Raw genomic sequence first — 24,771 nt, 5'->3', positions numbered from 1 at the left:
AGTCGTGGCTGCGGTGGTGTAGGCGTCGGCGATACGCCGCATCGCGGTCTCATCACCCTCGGGCCAATCACCGGCCCCCACCACATACTTCGCCGCCCACTGCAACGCCTCGGGAATCTCGATACCCACCCCAGAACCCTCTCCGCCGACTGCGTCCAGAACTTACCTATGCAGATATGGACGCACCGGACCCGGCTGCGGTTCCATCGGAAGCCGGTCCGTTCCGGGCCGGAGCCGATCGGCTCGCGACTGGCTGGAGCCGATCATCCTCACGGTCCGGTCGACGGGACCATCTGTGGCGGGCCGTAGGCGACCGCATCAGGACGGGCTGGAACAGATTGCCCGTGATGGGCTGGAAGCCGATCGGCTCGTGACGGCCGGAGCTGATCGTCTTTGCCGACAGTTCGAGCAGATCAGCTGTAATGGGCTGGAGTCGATCGATCTCGTGACCGGTCGACCGGACCATCTGTGACGGGAGTCGACTGCCTCGTGATGGGCCGGAGCCGATCGCCTCGCGACGGGCTGGAGTCGATCGCCCGTGACGAGCTGGAGACCGATCGCCCCGCGATAGTCCGAGCAGATCATCCGTGATGGGCTGGAGCTGATCGCGTCGTGACGGGCTGGAGCCCCATCATCCCCATGATCCGGTCGACCGGATCATCTGTGACGGCTGGAGCTGATCGTTTTCGTGACGGATCGGAGTCGATCGTCCTGGCGGCAGTCCGAGCGAATCACCGGCGACGGCCCGCAGCCGCGCCCACGGCCGCAGACTCCGTCCGCGATGCCGCGATGCCGCGATGCCGCGATGCTGCGATGCCGCGATGCCGACCCCCGGACCGCTGCCCTGAAATCCCCCGAAACCGACCTGGCTCACACCCAGAGCCGACTTCACCCGGCTGTCACCCTCCTCACCCCCGAACACACGGTCCGGTGAGTGCCCCGGAAACCTCCCGCACACCCCGCCTCGCCCCGCCGCCAGCGGCGATGCCCTGACGCTATGGGCGTTGGTTGGTCACCTGTGCGGGGCGACGGTAGATTGATTCGGTGATCAGCAGCGAAGTTCGCGGATGTGCCGCGTGGGCGACCTCGGGTCCGGTCGTGCCCATGTAACGACAGCGGCCTGGCGGACAGATAGTGCCAATGAACATTTTTGCCTGATTGATACGAGAACTGAGCCCGCAGATGTGGACGCCACGCTTGGATAGGTGAGCGTCCTGTCCGGGTGTCGTCGGGGAGCGCTTGCGTGGTGTTCCGGAAGCGAGGTTACGGTTGGACCGGCTGGATTTCGGCGGAAACGGCGAAACTGGTGGTGAACGGGATGAATACTTTCCGTTGTCCCCGGCGCAGCTGGGTATCTGGTATGCCCAGCATGTCGATCCTCAGGTACCGGTCAACATCGCGCAGTACGTCGATCTGCGTGGCGACCTGGATGTAGCGGCCCTCGAGCGGGCCAGCTCCGATGCCGCCCGCGAGATGGGGTCGGGCTTCCTGCGGATCATCGAACGCGACGGTGAGCCGTTGCAGACCGTCGATCCGTCCCTGGACGCCACCCTCGAATATGTCGACCTGCGCGCGGCCGACGATCCCGAGGCCGCCGCTCAGGAATGGATGCGCGCGGAATACTCGCATCCGCTCGATATCGTCGAAGATCGCCTGATCCGCGCGGCCGCGCTGCGCATCGAGGACCAGCGCTGGTTCTGGTATTCGCGGGCCCATCACATCGCGCTCGACGGCTTCGGTGCGATGACGTTCATGACCCGGATCGCCGAGCTGTACACCGCCTATGTCACCGGCGCCGAACCCGCGCCGAGCAAGGCGACGGATCTGCGCAAGCTCTACGAATCCGAGATCACCTACCGCGACAGCACCCGTTTCCAGTCCGATAAGGAGCATTGGGCGCAGCGGGTGGCCGGACTCGAGGAGGGCTCGAGCCTGGCCGGTCGTTCGGCGCCGCCGTCGCCGGTGAACGGGATCGTGAGCGCGGCGCTGTCGGAGGAGCAGGATTCGCTGCTCGCCGAGGCCGTCGCCCGCAATGATTCCTCGCCCGCCGCGCTGCTGATCGCCGGTTTCGCCGCCTATCTGGCCCAGCTGACCGGCACCGAGGACATCATCCTCAGCCTCCCGGTCACCGCGCGCACCACGGCCGCGATGCGCCGTTCCGGTGGTGTGGCCTCCAATATCGTGCCGCTGCGGCTGCGCGTGGGTTACGACACCACGGTCACCGAACTGCTGCGTGAGGTGCAGGTGGAGGTGTCGGGGGCGCTGCGTCATCAGCGTTACCGGCATGAGGACATCCGCCGTGACGCGGCCGGTGACGGTGTGGTCACCACGGAGTTCTTCGGTCCGTGGGTCAACATCATGCTGTTCCACGACGAGTTGGTGCTCGGCCCGATGGTCGGCCAGCTCAGCGTGCTGTCCACGGGCAGCATCGAGGATCTCGGCGTCAACTTCTACCAGTCGGTGGCCGGCACCCGCTCGCATATCGACTTCGAGACCAACCCGAACCTCTACACCGACGATGAGGCGCGCCGCCATCACGGCCGGTTCCTGGAATTCTTCGACCGGTTCCTGGCACTCGCCGCGGCCGAACCCGACGGCAGTATCGCCGACACCCCGGTCTGGCAGCTGGATGTCACCACCGCCGACGAGCGTTCCACCTCGCTGGTGGAGTGGAACGATTCGGCGCACGAGGTGCCGACCACCACGCTGCCCGCGCTGCTGGACGCGCAGATCCCACGCACCCCGGACGCCGTCGCGCTCGATTTCGAGGGCGCCACCCTCACCTACGCCGAGTTCGATGAGCAGGTCAACCGGCTGGCCCGGTTCCTGATCGCCGACGGTGTGGGCCCGGAATCGCTGGTCGCGCTCGGTATGCGCCGATCGCTGGAGCTGGTCATCGGCATGCACGCGGTGCTGAAGGCCGGTGGCGCGTATGTGCCGATCGATCCGGATCATCCGGCCGACCGCACCGCCTACATCCTCGACAGCGCGGCACCGGTGTGCGTGCTGACGATTTCGACCGATGAGCTGGAGCTGCCCGAATCGGTGCAGCGGGTGGAGATCGACACCCTCGACGTCTCGCGGTTCTCGGCCGAGCCGATCACCGACGCGGACCGTTCGGCGCCGCTGCGCGCGGACAACACCGCCTATGTCATCTACACCTCGGGTTCGACCGGCCGCCCCAAGGGCGTCGCGGTCACCCATCACGCGATCGTCAACCAGCAGCTGTGGATGCTGGACGAGTACGGCCTCACCGCCGACGACGTGTACTTGCAGAAGACGGCGACCACCTTCGACGTCTCGCTGTGGGGCTATTTCCTGCCGCTGATGGTCGGCGCGAAACTGGTCATCGCCGCGCCGGACGGGCATCGTGACCCGATCTACGTCGCGGATATGATCGCGAAGCATCGGGTGACGTTCACCGACTTCGTCCCCTCGATGCTCACCGTCTTCGTCTCCCACGCCACGCCCGCGCAGGTGGAATCGCTGCGCGCGGTGTTCGTGATCGGTGAGGCGCTGCCGCCGGAGACCTCCGCGGCATTCCGCGCGATCACCTCCGCCGGGCTGCACAACCTGTACGGTCCCACCGAGGCCGCGGTGTCGGTGACCTGCTGGGAGGCCACCGCCGCCGACACCGTGACCGTGCCGATCGGTATCCCGGAGTGGAATGTCGAGGTCTATGTCCTGGATTCGCGGCTACGTCCGGCGCCGATCGGCGCACCGGGCGAGCTGTACCTGGGCGGACGTCAGCTCGCGCGCGGCTACCGTGGCCGCCCGGATCTGACCTCGGACCGTTTCGTCGCCAATCCGCTGTCGCCGGACGGCGAACGCATGTACCGCACCGGCGACCTGGTGCGCTGGAACGCCGACGGTGTCCTGGAATACATCGGCCGCACCGACTTCCAGGTCAAGTTCCGTGGTCAGCGCATCGAACTCGGTGAGATCGAGACCGATCTGCTCGCGCACCCCGCGGTGAGCCAGGCCGTGGTGCTCGTGGTCGACACCGCCACCGGTCAGCAGCTGGTCGCGTATGTGGTGCCCGCACCGGGGCAGAGCGTGGCCTCGGCCGATCTGACGCGCTTCGTCGCGGAGAAGCTGCCGAGCTACATGGTGCCCGCGTCGATCATGGTGCTGGACGCCTTCCCGCTCAATACCAGCGGCAAACTGGACCGTAAGGCGCTGCCGGAGCCGGTGTTCGCGGTGGACGAATCGGGTTTCCGCGCCCCGCGCACCCAGGCCGAACAGGTCGTGGCCGGCATCTTCGCCGATGTGCTGAGCCAGGACCGGATCGGCATCGACGACAACTTCTTCGATCTCGGCGGTAACTCGCTGGTCGCGACCCAGGTGGTGGCGCGGATCAGTGCGGCGTTCGGTACCCAGCTCGGGGTGCGTGCGCTGTTCGAGACGCCGACCGTCGCGGGAATCGCGGCGCGGGCGGAGAATTCGACGCCCGCTGATGGTTCGCGGCCGCCGCTGGTGGCGCAGCGCCTGCCCGAGCGGGTGCCGCTGTCGCTGGCACAGCAGCGGATGTGGTTCATCAACCAGTTCGATCCCACGGTGCCCACCTACAACCTGCCGTTCGTGGTGCGGTTGCGCGGCCGGGTGGACGTCGAAGCGTTGCAGACGGCGCTGAACGATGTGGTGGCGCGGCAGGAATCGTTGCGCACGATCTTCCCCGAGTCCGGTGACGGCGGCTATCAGTTCGTCATCCCGGTCGAACAGGTCGATCTGGGTATCACGGTCGAGCCGATCGATGAAGCCGAATTGCACGGTGTGCTGGCCGGATTCGCCTCCATGGGCTTCGACGTCTCGCGTGAGCTGCCGATCCGGGTGCGCATCTACGAGGTCACCGGTGGCCGTGGTAACGGCACCCCGGAGTACGCGGTGGCGTTCGTGGTGCACCATATCGCCGCCGACGGTTTCTCCTTCGGCCCGCTGGCCCGCGATGTGGCCGCCGCCTATCTGGCGCGCGCCGAGGGCGCCGAGCCCGCCTGGTCGCCGCTGCCGGTGCAGTACCAGGATTTCAGCATCTGGCAGCGTGAACTGCTCGGATCGGAATCGGATCCCGATTCGATGGCCGCGCGCGAGATCTCCTACTGGCAGCAGGCGCTGGCCGGGCTGCCCGATCAGCTGGATCTGCCCGCCGACCGGCAGCGTCCGGCGGTGCAGAGCTTCCAGGGCGGACGGATCGGCTTCACCATCGACGCCGAACTGCATCAGCGCCTGTCGGCCCTGGCTCGCACGCAGGGCGTCAGCTTGTTCATGGTCATGCACGCCTCGTTGGCGGTGCTGCTGGCGCGGCTGTCGGGCACCAGCGATATCGCCATCGGCACGCCGGTGGCCGGTCGTGGTGAGCAGGCGCTCGATGATCTGATCGGCATGTTCGTCAACACGCTGGTGTTGCGTTCGGAGGTCGACGGCAGCGAGCAGTTCACCGATTTCCTCACCCGCACGAGGGAAACCGATCTCGCGGCGTTCGCCTATGCCGATGTGCCGTTCGAGCGGTTGGTCGAGGTGCTCAACCCGACCCGTTCGCAGGCGCGCCACCCGCTGTTCCAGGTGATGCTGTCGTTCCAGGAGATGTCGCATGCGGCGCTGGAACTGCCCGGCCTGTCGGTGACCGCCGACGAGCTAGAGGTCGATATCGCCAAGTTCGATCTGCAATGGACGGTCACCGAGGAGCGCGGCGGCGACGGCGCACCGGCCGGGATGTCGGCGGTGGTCTCCTACGCCACCGATCTGTTCGACGCCGACACCGTCGACGAGTTCACCCGCCGCTACCTGCGTGTACTGGAAACCGTTGTCGCCGAACCGACTACCGCGGTGCGCGATATCGAGATCCTCGACGGCGCCGAGCGCGCCACGGTCCTCGCGGGCTGGAACGACACCGCCCACACCGTGCCGGCGGCCACCGTGCTCGATCTGTTCGCCGAGCAGGTGCGGCTGCGTCCGGACGAGATCGGTGTGGTCTTCGACGGCGGCGGCAGGCTCGACGGACTCGACGAAGAACTGGCCGAGTCGCCCGACCCCGCATGGAATCGCGACGCGATTCTGACCTACTCCGAGTTCGCGAGCCGGGTCAACCGTCTGGCGCGCAAGCTGATCGACGCCGGTGTCGGACCGGAAACGCTGGTCGCCGTTGGTATCCGGCGTTCGGTCGATATGCTCGTCGCGCTCTACGCCACCATGACCGCGGGCGGCGGCTATGTGCCGATCGATCCCGACCATCCGGCCGAGCGCACCGAATACGTGCTCGATTCCTCGGCACCGGTCTGTGTGCTGACCACCATCGCCGACAATGTCACCGCCAGCGATGTGCCGGTGATCTTCCTCGACACCGAGGATCTGAGCGAATACTCCGACGCCCCGGTCACCGACGCCGACCGGCTGGCGCCGCTGCGTCCGGCCAATACGGCCTATGTGCTCTACACCTCCGGCTCCACCGGCCGCCCCAAGGGCGTCGCGGTGAGTCATGCGTCGGTGGTCAACCAGATCGCCTGGATCACCGCCGAATACCGCATCGGCCCCGACGATGTGGTGTTGCAGAAGACGCCGGTGACCTTCGACGTGTCGGTGTGGGAGCTGTTCGGGTCCCTGGCCGTCGGCGCTCGCATGCTGATCGCGGCGCCGGACGGGCATCGCGATCCGCTGTACCTGTCGGAGATCATCGGACGGCACCGGGTCACCATGACCTCGTTCGTGCCGTCGATGCTCTCGGTGTTCGCCGGTGCCGCGAACTCGGCCGAATGCGCTTCGCTGCGTGCGGTTCTGGTGGCCGGTGAGGCGCTGCCACCCGCGACGGTGACCGCGTTCCGGCAGTTCTCCACCGCCGCGATGCACAACCTGTACGGTCCCACCGAGTTCACCGTGCACGCCACCGCATGGCAGCTGACCGAGGTCGCGCCGAGCACCGTGCCGATCGGGCGTCCGGTGTGGAACGCGCGCGCCTATGTGCTCGACGAGGGGCTTTCGCCGGTTCCGGTCGGCGTGCCCGGTGAGCTGTACCTCGGTGGTACGCAGACCGCGCGCGGCTATCACGGCCGCGCCGATCTGTCCGCCGAACGTTTCGTCGCCGACCCGTTCGGCCCGCCAGGATCGCGGCTCTACCGCACCGGCGATCTGGTGCGCTGGACCGAACCGCGCGATCCCGAGGTCGGCTCCGCCGGTGTGCTGGAATACATCGGCCGCACCGACTTCCAGGTCAAGTTCCGTGGTCAGCGCATCGAACTCGGTGAGATCGAGGCCGCGCTGCTCGACCATCCCGCCGTCAACCAGGCCGTGGTGCTCGTACTCGACACCGTCGCGGGCGACCAGCTCGTCGGCTATGTCGTCACCGACGCGGGTCCGGTCGATATCGACAGCATCAAGGGCGCGCTGCACCGCACGCTGCCCTCGTACATGGTGCCGTCGGCGATCGTGGTGCTGGAAGCGTTGCCGCTCAACCCCTCCGGCAAGCTGGATCGCAAGGCGCTGCCCGCGCCCGTGTTCGAGGTGCGTGAATTCCGTGCGCCGACAACGCCGATCGAAGAGATCGTCGCGCAGATCTTCGGTGAGGTCCTCGGCGTCACCAGGGTGGGTGTGGACGACGACTTCTTCGAACTCGGCGGCAACTCGCTGATCGCCACCCAGGTGGCCTCCCGGCTCGGTATCGCGCTCGACACCAGGGTTCCGGTGCGCATGCTGTTCGAGGCCTCCACCGTCGCGGCGCTGGCCGCGCGGGTGGAATCACATGCCGGTGACGGCGCGCGCAAGGCGCTGGTGGCCCGAGTGCGCCCGGACGAGGTGCCGCTGTCGCTGGCACAGCAGCGCATGTGGTTCCTCAACCGGTTCGACACCGAATCCGCGGTGAACAATATTCCGGTCGCCATCCGGCTCTCCGGTGATCTGGACGTCGCCGCGCTCCAGGTCGCGGTCATCGATGTGATCGACCGCCACGAGTCGCTGCGCACGGTGTTCCCGGAGACGGGCGCCGGACCGGTGCAGGTGGTGCTCGACGCCGCCCAGATCGTGCCCGATCTGACCCCGATCCCGGTGACCGAACACAATCTGATCGATCATCTGGTCGAGCTGGCCTCGATGGCGTTCGACGTCACCAGCGAAGTTCCGCTGCACGCGCGCCTGTTCGAGATCAACGAGACCGAGTACGTGCTCGGCATGGTGGTGCACCACATCTCCGCCGACGGCTGGTCGATGGGACCGCTGGCCCGCGACGTGATGGTGGCCTATGCCGCGCGCACCTCGTGGGAGGCGCCCGCCTGGTCGGCGCTGCCGGTGCAGTACGCCGACTACGCGCTGTGGCAGCGTGAGGTGCTCGGTTCGGAGGACGATCCGAACTCGTTGATCTCCAATCAGATCCGGTACTGGTCGCGTGAACTCGCCGATCTGCCGGACGAATTGGTGCTGCCATCGGATCGTCCGCGTCCGGCGGTCGCGTCCTACCGCGGCGGCACCTATCCGTTCGTCATCTCCGGGCAGACCCAGCGTGCGCTGGTCGAACTGGGCCGCAGGCATAACGCATCGCTGTTCATGGTGATGCATTCGGCGCTCGCGGTACTGCTGTCGCGTATGTCGGGCACCAGCGATATCGCCATCGGCACCCCGGTCGCGGGCCGTGGTGAGGCCGCGTTGGACGACCTGATCGGCATGTTCGTCAACACTCTGGTGCTGCGCACCGAGGTCGACGGCTCGGCCGGTTTCGCCGATCTGCTCGCGCGGGCCCGCGAAACCGATCTGCACGCGTTCGCGCACGCCGATGTGCCGTTCGAGCGTTTGGTGGAGGTGCTGAACCCGGCGCGTTCGCAGGCGCGGCATCCGCTGTTCCAGGTGATGCTGACCTTCCAGAACACCAGGCAGGCCAGTCTGGAACTGCCGGGGCTTTCGGTCAACGGCATCGACTACGACGCCAGGCTGGCGAAGTTCGACCTCCAGCTGACGCTGTCGGAGACCCAGGACGAGCTGGGCGAGGCGGCCGGTATGTCGGCCGAGTTCTCCTATGCGCTCGATCTGTTCGACGAATCGACCGTCGCCGAATTCGCCCGCCGCCTCGACCGGGTGCTGGCCGCGATCACCGCCGACCCGACCATCGCCATCGGCGATATCGATCTGCTCGCCGCCGATGAGCGGGCCAAGGTGCTCACCGACTGGAACGACACCGCCTACCCGGTGCCCGATGCCACGCTGGTGTCGCTGTTCGAGCGGCAGGCCGCCGCCACCCCGGATGCGGTGGCGCTGATCTTCGGTGACGAACAGCTTACCTACGCCGAATTCGCCGGGCGGGTACATCAGCTGGCCCGCCGGCTGCTGGCCGACGGTGTCGGCGCGGATTCGCTGGTGGCGCTCGCTATCCGGCGTTCGGTGGATCTGGTCGTCGCCATGTACGCGGTGCTGGAGACCGGTGCGGGCTATGTCCCGATCGATCCCGATCAACCCGCCGACCGCACCGACTACGTGCTGGACACGGCCCGTCCCGCGGTCGTGTTGACCACCACGCGTGACGAGTTCGACGCTGCCACCGCACCGGTGCTCGCGGTCGACACGCTCGACCTCACCGGCTTCGACACCGCACCGATCGCCGACGCCGAACGGGCACAGCCGATCCGCGGTGCGGCCACCGCCTACGTCATCTTCACCTCCGGCTCCACCGGCCGCCCCAAGGGTGTCGCGGTGAGCCACGCGGCGATCGTCAACCGACTGCTGTGGATGCAGCACGAGTACCCGATCGACGCCGCCGACGCCGTATTGCAGAAGACCCCGGCGACCTTCGACGTATCGGTGTGGGAGTTCTTCTGGCCCTTGCAGACCGGTGCGCGCCTGGTCGTCGCCAAGCCCGACGGCCATCGCGATCCGGTGTATCTGGCCCGGATCATCGCCGAACAGGGCATCACCACCGCGCATTTCGTGCCGTCGATGCTCTCGGTATTCGTGGCCACCATCGGCAACGAGAACGGCGACGCCGCCGCCCTGCCCGCACCGCGGCTGCGGCAGGTGTTCGCCTCCGGTGAGGCGCTGCCCGCGCCCACCGCGGCCCGGCTGCGTGAGCTGACCGGCGCCCGGTTGCACAACCTGTACGGCCCCACCGAGGCCGCCGTCGACGTCACCTACCACGAGGCCACCGACGCCGACACCGTCTCGGTGCCGATCGGGCGCCCGGTGTGGAATACGCGCGTCTTCGTGCTCGACGCCCGGCTGCGACCGGTCGCCCCCGGTATCGCGGGAGAGCTCTATCTCGCGGGCGATCAGCTGGCGCTCGGCTACCTCGGCCGCGCCGATCTGACCTCCGACCGGTTCGTCGCCAATCCGTACGGCGCGCCCGGTGAACGGATGTACCGCACCGGTGACCTGGTGGCCTGGACCGCTGACGGTGAGCTGGAGTACCTGGGCCGCACCGACTTCCAGGTGAAGTTGCGTGGTCTGCGGATCGAACTCGGCGAGATCGAGGCCGCGTTGCTCGCGCAGCCGGGTATCGCGCAGTCGGTCGTGGTGGTGCGCGCGGACGCGCACGCCGGTGACCAGCTGGTCGGCTATGTGGTCAGGGAACCGGATGCGGTGATCGACACCGATGCGGTGAAGGCCGCGCTCGGCGCGACCCTGCCCGGATACATGATCCCGGCCGCCCTCGTCGTGCTGGACGCGTTCCCGGTGAACGCCAGTGGCAAGCTCGACCGCAGGGCGCTGCCCGCGCCGGTGTTCGAGGCCAAGACCTTCCGCGCGCCGTCGACGCCGATCGAGGAGATCGTGGCGGAGGTCTTCGCCGGTCTGCTCGGTGGCACACGTGTCGGTGTGGATGACGACTTCTTCGAACTCGGCGGCAACTCGCTGGTCGCCACCCAGGTGGTGGCCAGGCTCAGCGCCGCGCTCAACACCCAGGTCGGTGTGCGCACCCTGTTCGAGGCGCCCACCGTGGGCGCGCTGGCCGCGCGGATGGAATCGCATGCCGGAACCGGAGCACGGCAGGCGCTGACCGAACAGGTGCGCCCCGAGCATCCGCCGCTGTCGCTGGCACAGCAGCGCATGTGGTTCCTCAACCGCTTCGACGCCGACTCGGCCGCGAGCAATATCCCGGCGGCGGTCCGGTTGCAGGGCGTGCTCGATATCGAGGCGCTGCGCGGTGCGGTCTCGGATGTGATCGTGCGGCACGAATCGCTGCGCACCGTCTACCCGTCCCACGACGGGATCGCCTATCAGCGCGTGCTGCCCTCGACGCGAGCGATTCCCGATCTGGACGTCGTCGCGCTCGTTGCGGACGAGATCGGTTCCGCGCTCTACGAATTCGCCAGCCGCGGCTACGACGTGACCACCGAACTCCCGGTGCGGCTGCGCGTGTTCCAGGTGGGCGAACAGGACTTCGTCCTCGCGGTCGTGGTGCACCACATCGCCGCCGACGGCTTCTCGATGCGGCCGCTGGTGCGCGATCTGATGACCGCCTATGTGGCAAGGACCGCCGCGGTGGAGCCGGGCTGGCCGCCGCTGGCGGTGCAGTACATCGACTTCGCGCTGTGGCAGCGCGAGACCCTCGGCTCCGAGGACGATCCGACCTCGCTCATCTCCGAGCAGCTCGACTACTGGCGCACCGCGCTGGCCGGTCTGCCCGATGAGCTGCGGCTGGCCGGACGTCCACGCCCGGCCGTGGCGACCTACGGTGCGGGTACGCACCGGTTCCGGGTGCCCGGCGCGCTGGTCGAGGAATTGAACCGGGTCGCGCACGCCAACGGCAGCACCCTGTTCATGGTGGTGCACGGTGCGTTCGCGGCGCTGCTGGCGCGGCTGAGCGGCTCCGACGATATCGCCATCGGTATCCCGGTGGCCGGTCGTGGTGAACAGGCGCTCGACGATCTGGTCGGCATGTTCGTCAACACACTGGTGCTGCGCACCGAGATCGATGCGGCGCAGTCGTTCGGTGAACTGCTCGCCCAGGTGCGGGAACGCGATCTGGCGGCCTTCGCGCACGCCGATGTGCCGTTCGAGCGGTTGGTGGAGGTGCTGAACCCGGCGCGTTCGCAGGCCAGGCATCCGCTGTTCCAGGTGATGCTGTCGTTCCAGAACCTGGGCCGCACCTCGCTGGAGCTGCCCGGTCTCACCGTGACCGAACTCGGCATCGATCAGCCGACGGCGAAGTTCGACCTCCAGCTCACGCTGAGCGAGGTGCCCGGCGCGGATTCGGAGATGGAAGCCGAACTCGTCTACGCCACCGATCTTTTCGACGCCGGCTACGCCGACAGCTTCGCCGAGCGGTTCCTTCGGGTGCTGCGCGGTGTGGCGGACGCGCCCGGCGCGCCGGTGGGCGATATCGAACTGCTGGACTCGATCGAACGCACCCGCGTACTCGACCGGTGGAACGATACCGAATTCCCGGTCGACGCCGCGCTGACCTCACCGGTCGGCGACGCCGCCGCCACCCTGGTCTCGCTGTTCGAAGCGCAGGTGGCGCGCACCCCGGACGCGTACGCGGTGACCTTCGAGGGGACAAGTCTCACCTACGCCGAGTTCGCCGCCCGAGTACACCGGTTGGCGCGCTGGCTCAAGCAGGCCGGCGTGGGCCCGGAATCGTATGTGGCGCTGGGTATGCGGCGTTCCATCGATCTGGTCGTCGGCATGTACGCGGTCAACGTCGCCGGTGGTGCGTACGTGCCGCTGGACCCGGATCATCCGGCCGAGCGCATCGACTACATGCTGGAGACCGCGCGCCCGGTCTGCGTGCTCACCTCCGGCGCCGACCTGGACACCACGCTGTCGCGGCAGGTGCGCATCGATGAGCTGGATCTGTCGGAGTTCTCCGACGAGGTGCTCACCGATGTCGACCGGCATCGTCCGCTGCGTCCGGGCAATACCGCCTACGTCATCTTCACCTCGGGGTCGACCGGCCGCCCCAAGGGTGTCGCGGTGAGCCATGCGGCGATCGTCAACCGGCTGGTGTGGATGCACGCCGAATACGGTCTGGCCGCCGACGATGTGGTGGTGCAGAAGACGCCGGCTACTTTCGACGTGTCGGTATGGGAGTTCTTCTGGCCCTTGCAGGTCGGCGCGCGACTGGTCGTCGCCAAGCCCGACGGGCACCGCGATCCGGCCTATCTGGCCCAGCTCATGGCCGATGAGCAGGTCACCACGGTGCACTTCGTGCCGTCGATGCTCTCGGTGTTCGTCGCCGAACCGTTGGCGGCCGAATATCAGGGCCTGCGCAATGTCTTCGCCTCCGGTGAGGCGTTGCCCGCGGTCACCGCGCAGCGGTTGCGTGAGCTGACCGGCGCCCGGTTGCACAACCTGTACGGCCCCACCGAGGCCGCGGTCGACGTCACCTTCCACGAGGTGACCGATGCCGACACCACCTCGGTGCCGATCGGCGCCCCGGTGTTCAACACCCAGGTGTACGTGCTGGATTCGCGACTGCGGCCGGTTCCGGCCGGTGTTCCGGGTGAGCTGTATCTGGCGGGCGCCCAGCTCGCGCACGGCTATGTCGGACGGCCGGACCTGACCACCGACCGGTTCGTGGCCAATCCGTTCGCCACCGCCGAGCGGATGTACCGCACCGGCGACCTCGTCGCCTGGACCGCCGACGGTGAGCTGGAGTACCTGGGCCGCACCGACTTCCAAGTGAAGCTGCGCGGTCTGCGTATCGAACTCGGTGAGATCGAATCCGCGCTGACCGGCCTGGACGAGATCGCGCAGGCAGTGGTCGTGGTGCGCGCCGATGAGCACACCGGTGACCAGCTGGTCGCCTATGTGGTCCCCGCGGCGCGGGGCACGGACGCGGTGGCGGAGCGTCGCCGCTCGTCGGGCGCGGTCGCGGACCCGACGGTCGATATCGACGCGGTGCGCGCCGAACTCGGTCAGCAGCTGCCCGCCTACATGGTGCCCGCGGCCTATGTGGTGCTCGACGCCTTCCCGCTCAATGCCTCCGGCAAGCTGGACCGCAAGGCGCTGCCGGCACCCACCTTCGCGGCGACCGCGTTCCGCGCACCGGTGACGCCGGTGCAGGAGATCGTGGCCGGTACCTACGCCGATGTGCTCGGCGTCGAGCGAGTCGGCCTCGATGACGATTTCTTCGCCCTCGGCGGCAACTCGCTGGTCGCCACCCAGGTCGCGGCCCGTCTCGGCGCTGCGCTGGATACCCAGATCCCGGTCCGGGTGCTGTTCGAGGCCCCGACCGTGGCGGCGCTGGCCACTCGGGTGGAGTCCTCCGCCGGTGCGGGCGGGCAGGTTCCGCTGCGGGCGCGTGAGCGCGGCGAACTGGTGCCGCTCTCGCCGGCGCAGCAGCGGATGTGGTTCCTCAACCGTTTCGACAATCAGACCGCGGTCAACAACATTCCGGTCGCCATCCGGCTCACCGGCGAACTCGACGTCACCGCGCTGAACGCCGCCATCGGCGATGTGCTGGCCAGGCACGAGGCGCTGCGCACGGTGTACCCCGAAGTGGAGGGGACCGGCTACCAGCGGGTTCTGCCCGCCGACGAGGTGCGGGTCCGGCTGAACCCGGAATCGGTCACCGCCGAGGAACTTCCGGCGCGGATCGTGGCGCTGGCGAGCACCTACTTCGATGTCACCGCCGCGATCCCGTTCCGGGCCGCGCTGCTGTCGGTGGATCCGGGCACCCATGTGGTGGTGCTGGTCATGCACCACATCAGCGCCGACGGTTTCTCGCTGCGGCCGCTGCTGCGCGATGTGGTCACCGCCTATGCCGAGCGCACCAGGGGCGAGATCCCGGGCTGGGCGCCGCTCGAGGTGCAGTACGCCGACTACGCGCTGTGGCAGCGCGAGGTGCTCGGCGAGGAGACCGATCCCGAGTCGGTGGCCGCCGCGCAGATCGCCTACTGGACCGAGCGGCTGCGTGATCTGCCGGATCAGATCGAACTGCCCGCCGACCGGCCGCGCCCGGAGATCGCCACCAATGCCGGTGGTACGCACAACTTCTCGATCGACGCCGAACTGCGTGGCGAACTGGAGGAGCTGGCCCGCGCCAATGGCGTCACCCTGTTCATGGTGGTGCACGCGGCGCTGGCGACCTGGGCGGCGCGACTGTCCAACAGCACCGATATCGCCATCGGCACCCCCATCGCCGGACGTGGTGAACAGGCCCTCGACGATCTGGTCGGCATGTTCGTCAACACCCTGGTGCTGCGCACCGAGGTCGAACCGGCCGTGGCGTTCGACGCCCTGCTCGAGCAGGTCCGCCGCACCGATCTCGAGGCGTTCGCCCATGCGGATGTGCCGTTCGAGCGGCTGGTGGACGTCATCAGTCCGACGCGTTCGCAGGCCCATCACCCGCTGTTCCAGATCGCGCTGACCTTCGAGGCCGCCTCGGCCGCGGATACGGGCACCATCGCACTGCCCGGTCTCGAGCTGGATGTGGTCGACTTCGATCCGGGTACCGCGAAATTCGATATCCAGCTCACCGTCGGCGAGATCGGTGACGGCGGGCTGTCGCTGTCGTGGAACTACGCCACCGAACTGTTCGACCCGGAGACGGTGTCGGCGTTCGCCGATCGTCTGGTGCGCATCCTGCGCGGGGTCACCGAGGACGCCTCGGTCGCCGTCGGCGATATCGATCTGCTGGGTGAGGCCGAGCGGCTCGATGTATCGCAGCGGTGGGTGTCCTCCGGTGTCGACCTGCCCGCGACCGACCTCGGCGGGATCTTCGCCGACCCGGCCGCGACGCTGTCGACGTTGTTCGACGCCGTCGCCGACGCGCATCCGCATCGGATCGCGGCCCGCTTCGGCGCCGATACCCTCACCTACGCCGAACTGGATCGGCGCGCGAATGTGCTGGCGCGCAGACTGATCGCCGACGGCGCCGGCCCGGAATCGCTGGTCGCGGTGATCCTGCCGCGCTCACTGGATCTGGTGGTTGCGCTGCTCGCGGTGGTCAAGACCGGCGCGGGTTATGTGCCCGTCGATCCGGCGTACCCGGCCGAACGCATCGCCTATGTGCTCGACGATGCCGCACCGACCAGCGTCGTCCTCGATTCGACCGTCCAGGTGACGGTGCCTCGCGGGCTGCCGAGCGTGGTGCTCGACGGGTTCGCCGTCGAGGCGGGCAATGTGGAAGACGCCGACGACGCGCCGATCACCGACGCCGACCGGCGGGCCCCGCTGCATCCCGACCATGTCGCCTACGTCATCTACACCTCCGGTTCGACCGGCCGACCCAAGGGCGTCGCGGTGGCGCACCGGAATGTGGTGCGGCTGTTCGCCAATACCGACCGCGACTTCGGTTTCGGACCCGACGACGTGTGGACGCTGTTCCACTCCTACGCCTTCGACTTCTCGGTGTGGGAGCTGTGGGGGCCGCTGCTGTTCGGCGGCACCCTGGTGGTCGTCGACTACTACACCTCGCGCTCGCCCGAGCAGTTCCTCGAATTGTTGCGCACCGAGAAGGTGACGGTCCTCAACCAGACACCGTCGGCTTTCTACCAGTTGGCCGAGGCGGACCGGAACGCTCAGGACGCCACACCGCTGTCGCTGCGGTATGTGGTGTTCGGCGGTGAGGCGCTGGAGCTGCGCCGCCTCTCGGATTGGGTGGCCAGGCACGGCGCACCCGCCGACGGCCGTTCGGCGAGTTCGGCGAACGGGACGCCGCTGCTGGTCAACATGTACGGCATCACCGAGACCACGGTGCATGTGTCCTACCGTGCGCTGGACGCGGCGACCATCGCGGGCGCCGCTGGCAGCATCGTCGGTCGCGCGATCGCCGGTCTGCGGGTGTACGTGCTCGACAACCGGCTACGTCCGGTGCCGGTCGGTGTGGCGGGCGAAATGTATGTGGCCGGACCGCAATTGGCGCGCGGCTACCTCGGCCGCCCGGATCTGTCCGCGGCGCGGTTCGTGGCCGACCCGTTCGGCGGCGCGGGCTCGCGGCTGTACCGCTCCGGCGACCTGGCGCGCTGGAACCGTTTCGGCGAACTCGAATACCTGGGCCGCGCCGACGATCAGGTGAAGGTGCGCGGCTTCCGCATCGAACTCGGTGAGATCGAATCCGCCGTGCTCGCCCAGCCGCACATCGCGCAGGTCGCGGTCGTCGTGCGTGAGGATCAGCCGGGTGATCAGCGGATCGTCGCCTATGTGGTGTCGGATCCCGATACCGCCCCGAACCTGGACGAGGTGCGCGACGGTGCGGCCGCGCTGCTGCCCGCCTATATGGTGCCCTCGGCCGTGGTGCGGCTGGAATGGATCCCGCTCACCGTCAACGGGAAGCTGGATCGCCGGGCCCTGCCCGCACCGGCGGTGCAGGCGCGGGCCTTCCGTGCGCCGGTCACGCCGGTGCAGGAGACCGTCGCCGCCGTCTTCGCCGAGGTCCTCGACCTGCCGCGGGTCGGCGTCGATGACGATTTCTTCGACTTGGGCGGCAACTCGCTGATCGCCACCCGTGTCGTCTCCCGGATCGGCGCGGCTCTCGGTACCACGGTGCCCGTCCGCGCACTGTTCGAGGCGTCCACGGTGGAATCGTTGGCCGCGCGGGTGGAATCGCATACCGGTTCCGATGCGCGGACCCGGCTGACGGCGCGTACGCGCGCCACCGGCGAAACGGTGCCGCTGTCGTTCGCGCAGCAGCGCATGTGGTTCCTGAACAAGTACGACACCACCTCCGCCGCCTACAACCTGCCCATCGCGCTGCGGCTGTCCGGTGCGCTGGACGCCGAGGCGCTGCGGCTCGCGGTGGCCGATGTGGTGCGCAGGCACGAATCGCTGCGCACCCGCTACCCGGAACACGGCGGCACCCCGGTGCAGGTGATCGTGCCCGCCGAGCAGATCAGCCTGGACCTTAGCCCGGTCCCGGTGGAATCCGGCGAACTGATCGAGACCGTCACGGCGTTCGTATCCACCGGATTCGATGTGGCCGAACAGGTTCCGCTGCGCGCCCGGCTGTACCAGGTCGGCAGCGACGCTGCGCGAGCGACGGGCCCGGAGGAGGCAGCGGAGCGTCACCACGCAGGGCACCGGGAGCGCAGCCAATCGAGCACCGAGCATGTGCTCGTCGTCGTGGTGCATCACATCGCCGCCGACGGCTTCTCCATGGGCCCGCTCACCCGTGACGTGATGCTGGCCTACACCGCCCGCATGCAGGACAGCGCCCCCGGCTGGGAGCCGCTGGCGGTGCAGTACGCCGATTTCGCGCTCTGGCAGCGCGAGGTGCTCGGCGCCGAGGACGACGCGCAGTCGCTGATGTCGCGTCAGGTCGGCTACTGGCAGCGCGCGCTCGACGGCATCCCCGACGAGCTGGCCCTGCCGACCGATCGGCCGCGTCCGGCCATCGCCTCGCTGCGCGGTGCCACCGTGCACACCGAACTGCCCGGCGAGCTTGTCGCCGCGCTGGACGAGGTCGCCCGCCGCAGCGGCGCCTCACTGTTCATGGTCATGCACGGCGCGCTGACGGTGCTGCTGTCGCGGCTGTCGGGCAGCGATGACGTCGCGGTCGGCACTCCGATCGCCGGACGTGGTGAGCAGGCGCTCGACGATCTGGTCGGCATGTTCGTCAACACCCTGGTGCTGCGCACCGGGATCGACCCGGCCGAATCGTTCACCGAGTTGCTCGATCGGGTCCGCCGCACCGACCTGGACGCCTATGGCAATGCCGATGTGCCGTTCGAGCGGCTGGTGGAACTGCTGGCCCCGGAACGCTCGCAGGCGCGTAACCCGCTGTTCCAGGTGATGCTGGCCTTCCAGAACCTGGACCGCACCAGTCTCGAGCTGCCGGGACTTTCGGTCTCGGCGCTGGATCTGGAAGAGAACGTCGCCCGGTTCGATCTGCAATTCACACTGTCCGAGCACGGTGAACCCGGCTCGGGTATGGCGCTGGCATTGACCTACGCCACAGAACTGTTCGATGAGCGCACCGTCACCGAGATCGCCGCCCGCTGGCGGCGGGTGCTGGAGGCGATCGCCGCCGACGCCTCGATCCCCGTCGGCGCCATCGACGTTCTCGATGCCGCCGAACGCACCGATCTGGTCAGCCGTACCGGCGCGCCCGCGGTGGCGCCGCGGGTGCTGGCCGATCTGCTGGCCGAGGCCGCCGCCCGCGATCCGAAGGCGCCCGCGGTGGTGTTCGAGGGGACAGTTCTGTCCTACGGCGAGCTGGACGAACGCTCGAACCGCCTGGCCCGCCTGCTGATCGCCGAGGGCATCGGCGCCGAGGACCTGGTGGCCGTCGGGGTGCCGCGGTCGGAGGATTCGGTGTTCGCGGCCTGGGCGGTCGCCAAGACCGGCGCGGCCTTCGTGCCGGTGGACCCGAACTATCCGGCCGAGCGCATCGCGCATATGGTCACCGACTCCGGTTCACCGATCGGCCTCACCGTCGCCGCGGTGCGGGAGGGGCTGCCGGAATCGGCGCGCTGGCTGGTGCTCGACGAACTGGACCTCGACGCCGTCGACGGCGGACCGATCACCGACGCCGACCGTGTCCATGCGGTGCGCCCGGAGCATCCGGCCTACGTCATCTACACCTCCGGCTCCACCGGTGTCCCCAAGGGCGTGGTGGTCACCCATTCCGGTCTCGCGAATTTCAGCACGGAGCAGATCGAGCGGTATGCCCTCGATTCCGATTCCCGCGCATTGCATTTCGCCTCGCCCAGCTTCGATGCTTCGATTCTCGAGCTGCTGCTCGCGGTGGGGAGTGGCGGTGCGCTGGTCGTGGTCCCGCCGGGGGTGTACGGCGGCGAGGAACTGTCGGAGCTGATCCGCACCGAGCGCGTCACCCACGCGTTCATCACCCCGGCCGCGCTGGCCACCTTCGATCCGAGCGGACTGGACACCCTGCGGGTGCTGGTCGCCGGTGGCGAAGCCTGCCCGCCGGAACTGGTGGCCAAATGGGCGGTGCCGCTGGACGGCGAGACCGGACGGGTCCGCCACTTCCACAACGGTTACGGCCCCACCGAGACCACCATCATGACCAATATCAGCGATCCGCTGGTACCGGGCGAGACGGTGACCATCGGCGGACCCATCCGCGGTATGCGCTCGCTGATCCTGGACGCCCGGCTCCGGCCGGTGCCGGTGGGTGTCGCGGGTGAGCTGTACCTGTCGGGCGTGCAGCTGGCGCGCGGCTATCACGCGCGTCCGGGGCTGACGGCCGACCGGTTCGTCGCGAATCCGTACGGCGACGGTGAGCGGATGTACCGTACCGGCGACGTGGTCAGATGGCTGCACACCGGCGAGGTCGAGTACGTGGGCCGCTCCGACTTCCAGGTGAAGGTGCGTGGTTTCCGCATCGAACTCGGTGAGATCGACGCGGCGCTCGCCTCGCACGAGACCGTCGACTTCGCGGTCACCATCGGGCACAAGAACGCTGCGGGCGCAGTGTCATTGGTGTCTTATGTGGTTGCGGCGCAAGGTCGTTCGATCGATGTCGCGGCGCTGACCGCGCACGTCGAGGAGCGTCTGCCCGCCTATATGGTGCCGTCGTCGATCATGGTGATCGATCGGGTGCCGCTGACTCCCGTCGGCAAACTGGACCGTAAGGCGTTGCCGGAACCGGTATTCGCCACCGAGGTCGTGTTCCGGGCCGCGCGCACGCCGGTCGAGCAGACCATCGCCGAGGTCTTCGCCGAGGTGCTCGGCGTGGAGCGGGTCGGCGTGGACGATTCGTTCTTCGCCCTCGGCGGCGACAGCATCGTCTCCATCCAGCTGGTCTCGCGGGCCAAGGCGCGCGGTGTGGTCTTCACCCCCCGCCACGTCTTCGAACAGCGCACCGTTGCCGGACTGGCCGCGGTCGCCGAAACCACCGACGGCACCGCGACCGCGGCGCCCGCACTGGACGAGCTGCCCGGCGGCGGTGTCGGCACCATGCCGCTCACCCCGGTGGTGCGGTTCATGGCGCAGCGGCGCGGTTCCTTCGGCCGGTTCAATCAGACCCTCGCGCTGGAACTTCCGGCCGGAATCGATCGGGCGGGCATCGCGGCCACCGCGGGCGCCGTCATCGACCGCCACGACATGCTGCGCGCGAGCCTGCGCCGCGCCGGTGGCGACTGGATCGTGGAGACCGCGCCGCCCGGCACCGTCGATGTAGCCGCGCTGATCGACCACACCGTCTTCGCCGCCGACGCCGACGACACCGAACTGTTCGAGATCGCCGCCGATGCGCTGGACGCCTCGCTGAACCGGCTCGACCCGGCCACCGGTGTGGTGATCCGGTTCGTCTGGCTGGAACCCGATCGCGACGACCGCGCCGGACGCCTGATCGTGGTGGCCCACCACCTCGTGGTCGACGGCGTGTCCTGGCGCATCCTGGTGCCCGATTTCGTGGCGGCCTGGGGCCAGCTCACCGCGGGCCAGGAACCCGAACTGGTGGCGCCCGCGACCTCCATGCGGGCCTGGGCGCACGGTCTCGAACGGGAGGCGCGCACCCCCGAACGGATCGCCGAACTCGACTACTGGCGTTCGGTGGTCGGCGCACCCGATCCGCTGCTGACCGAACGTCCGATGGATCCCGTCGTCGACACCTCCGCCGCCATCGAGAAGTATCGGGTCGAGGTGTCCGCCGAGGTCACCAAGGCCCTGCTCACCACGGTGCCCGCGCTGTTCCACGGCGGTGTCAACGACGGTCTGCTCACCGCGCTCGCAGTGGCCACCGCGGCCTGGCGGTCGCGTCGGGTGAGCGGTGTCCGCGCCGACGACTCACTGCTGATCCGCCTGGAAGGGCACGGCCGCGAGGAAGACATCGTGGCCGGGGCCGATCTGTCCCGCACGGTCGGCTGGTTCACCGCGATCTTCCCGGTGCGCTTCGACCTGCACGGTATCGATATCGATGCCGCCCTCGCCGGTGGTCCCGCGCTCGGCGCCGCGCTCAAGGCGGTCAAGGAGCAGCTGCTCGCGGTGCCGGACAAGGGCATCGGCTACGGCCTGCTGCGCTATCTGAACACCGACACCGCCGCCGAACTGCCGGTCGAGCTGCCCGGCCAGATCAGCTTCAACTACCTGGGCCGGGTGTCCGACGGTGACGTACCGGAATCGCTGCGCGGTTTCGGCTGGATTCCGGCACCCGAACTCGGTTCTCTCGGCGGCGCCTACGACGCCGATATGCCCGCGATGGCACCGCTGGACGTCAACGCGATCGTGGTGGGCGACAAGCTGACCGCCAATATCGGCTACCCGTCCACCCTGCTGGACGCCGCCTCGGTGCGCGAGTTCGCCGACCTGTGGGTCACCGCGCTGGAAGCGGTTGCCCGGCACGCCAATTCGACCGGCGCGGGCGGGCACACACCGTCGGACTTCGCGCTGGTGCGTACCGCGCAGCGCGATATCGACGGCTGGGAGCGGCGCTTCCCTGCACTGACCGATGTGTGGCCGCTGTCGGCGTTGCAGTCGGGTCTGCTGTTCCACGCCAGGCTCGCCGCCGATTCGGTCGATGTCTACACCGCGCAGGCGGTGCTGACCCTGACCGGCCGCGTCGACGCCGACCGGCTGCGTTCGGCCGCCCAGGCGCTGGTGGACCGCTACGAGAACCTGCGCACCGCGTTCGTCTCCGATCACGACGGCAACCCGGTGCAGGTGGTGCTCGACAGCGTCCGCGTGGACTGGTCCGAACACGACCGGAGTGCGACCGGCGATGCCGCCGACCTGATCGACGCCGACCGCATGCGCCGCTTCGATCTGGCCGAACCGCCGCTGATCCGGTTCACCCTGATCCAGGTCGCCGATGCCACCGCCGAGGGTGGCGCCCGCTGGCAGTTCGTGGTGTCCAACCACCACATCCTGCTCGACGGCTGGTCGATGCCGCTGCTCATGCGGGATCTGCTGGTGCTGTACGCGGTGCACGGCGATGTGAACGCGCTGCCGGCGGTGCGCTCCTACAAGCACTTCCTGGAATGGGTCGCCCAGCAGGATCACGCCGCCTCGGTCACCGCGTGGACCGACGCGCTGCGCGGGATCGGCGAGCCGACCCTGCTCGCCCGCCCGGACGCCGGTCGCGAGATCACCTCGCTGTCGGGTGAGTACCTGTTCGAACTGGACGAGGCCACCACCGCGCGGCTGACCGCGCTCGCCGCCGATCTCGGCGTCACCGCGAACACCGTGTTGCAGGTCGCCTGGGCGATCCTGGTGGGCCGGATGACCGGTCACGACGACGTCCTGTTCGGCACCACCGTGTCCGGGCGTCCGGCGCAGCTGTCCGGCGTCGAATCGATGGTCGGTCTGTTCATCAACACCGTGCCGGTGCGGGTGCGTTTCGACGCCGCCGAATCGGTGCGCGAGCTGCTGACCCGCACTCAGGGTGAGCAGGCCGATCTGCTCGACCACCATTACGTGGGTCTGGCCGAGATCCAGTCCGCCGCCGGGATCGGCGGACTCTTCGACACCCTGGTGGTGTTCGAGTCCTATCCGGTGGACGCCGAGGGCATTCAGGCCCAGGCCGCCGATATCGACGGTATGGCGGTCACCGGCCTCGACGCGGCCGACGCCACCCACTACCCGCTGACGCTGATCGCCCAGCTCGACAGCAAGCTGCGCATCCGCGCGGGCTATCTGCGTGATCTGTTCGATGAGCAGACCGTGCGCCGCATCGCCGACCGGCTGCTGCGGGTGCTCGCCACCATCACCGCCGAACCCACCGTGGCCGTCGGTGCCATCGAACTGCTCGATGCCGCCGAACGTGAGTTGGTGGTGTCGGGCTGGAACAACACCGCGCACGAGGTGGATGCGGCGGCGACGCTGGTCTCGATGTTCGAGGCGCAGGCCGCGCGCACTCCCGACGCGACCGCCGTCAGCTTCGACGGGACACCGCTCGCCCACCCCTCGCCCGACCGCCACCCCGCCTCGAGTAGCTCCACGACGCTGACCTACGCCGAGTTCACCGCGCGCGTGAACACTCTGGCCCGCTGGCTCATCGAACGCGGTGTCGGCGCGGAATCGTATGTGGCGCTGGGTATGCGGCGCTCCATCGATCTGGTGGTCGGCATGTACGCGGTGAGTGTGGCCGGTGGCGCGTACGTGCCGCTCGACCCCGATCATCCGGCCGAGCGCACGGAATACATTCTGGGCACGGCCGATCCGGTCTGTGTGCTGACCTCCGGCGACGATCTCGATATCGATACCGCGCAGGTGCGTATCGATCTGCTCGATCTGTCCGGCTACGCCGACGGCCCGGTCACCGATGCCGAACGGCGCGCGCCGTTGCGTCCGTCGAACACGGCCTATGTCATCTTCACCTCGGGTTCGACCGGTCGGCCGAAGGGCGTGGCGGTCTCGCATGCGGCGATCGTGAATCGTCTGGTGTGGATGCAGTCGGCGTACCAGCTGGACGCCTCCGATGTGGTGTTGCAGAAGACACCGGCGACGTTCGACGTCTCGGTCTGGGAGTTCTTCTGGCCCTTGCAGATCGGCGCGCGGCTGCATATCGCCAAACCGGACGGTCATCGCGATCCCGCGTACCTGGCCGAGACCATCGCGGCCGAGCGCGTCACCGTCACCCACTTCGTGCCATCCATGCTCGCGGTGTTCGTCGCGGATGCCGCCGCCGCGGAATGCGATGCGCTGCGCATGGTGTTCGCCTCCGGTGAGGCGCTCGCACCCAAGCCCGCACATCGGCTGTGTGAGCTGACCGGCGCGAGCCTGCACAACCTGTACGGCCCCACCGAGGCCGCGGTCGACGTCACCTTCCACGAGGTCATCGACGCCGACACCGATACCGTGCCGATCGGTGCGCCGGTATTCAACACCGAGGTGTATGTGTTGGATGGGCGGCTGCGTCCGGTGCCGGTGGGTGTGGCGGGTGAGTTGTATCTGGCGGGCTCGCAGTTGGCGCGTGGTTATGTGGCGCGTCCTGATCTGACCAGTGATCGGTTCGTGGCG

General features: G+C 68.5%; 1 protein-coding gene. It reads left to right on the top strand.

What is annotated here, in order from left to right:
- Nucleotides 1–1,269 precede the first annotated feature (1,269 nt).
- On the top strand, nt 1,270–24,771 hold a 23,502-nt coding region (locus QH168_RS00615; RefSeq protein ID WP_280232368.1), incomplete at its 3' end, for a non-ribosomal peptide synthase/polyketide synthase.

The organism is Nocardia cyriacigeorgica, from assembly GCF_029868385.1.
Classification (GTDB): Bacteria; Actinomycetota; Actinomycetes; order Mycobacteriales; family Mycobacteriaceae; genus Nocardia; species Nocardia cyriacigeorgica_F.
Note: the sequence above shows the minus strand (reverse complement) of the source record. Positions and strands in the feature narration are given on the sequence as shown.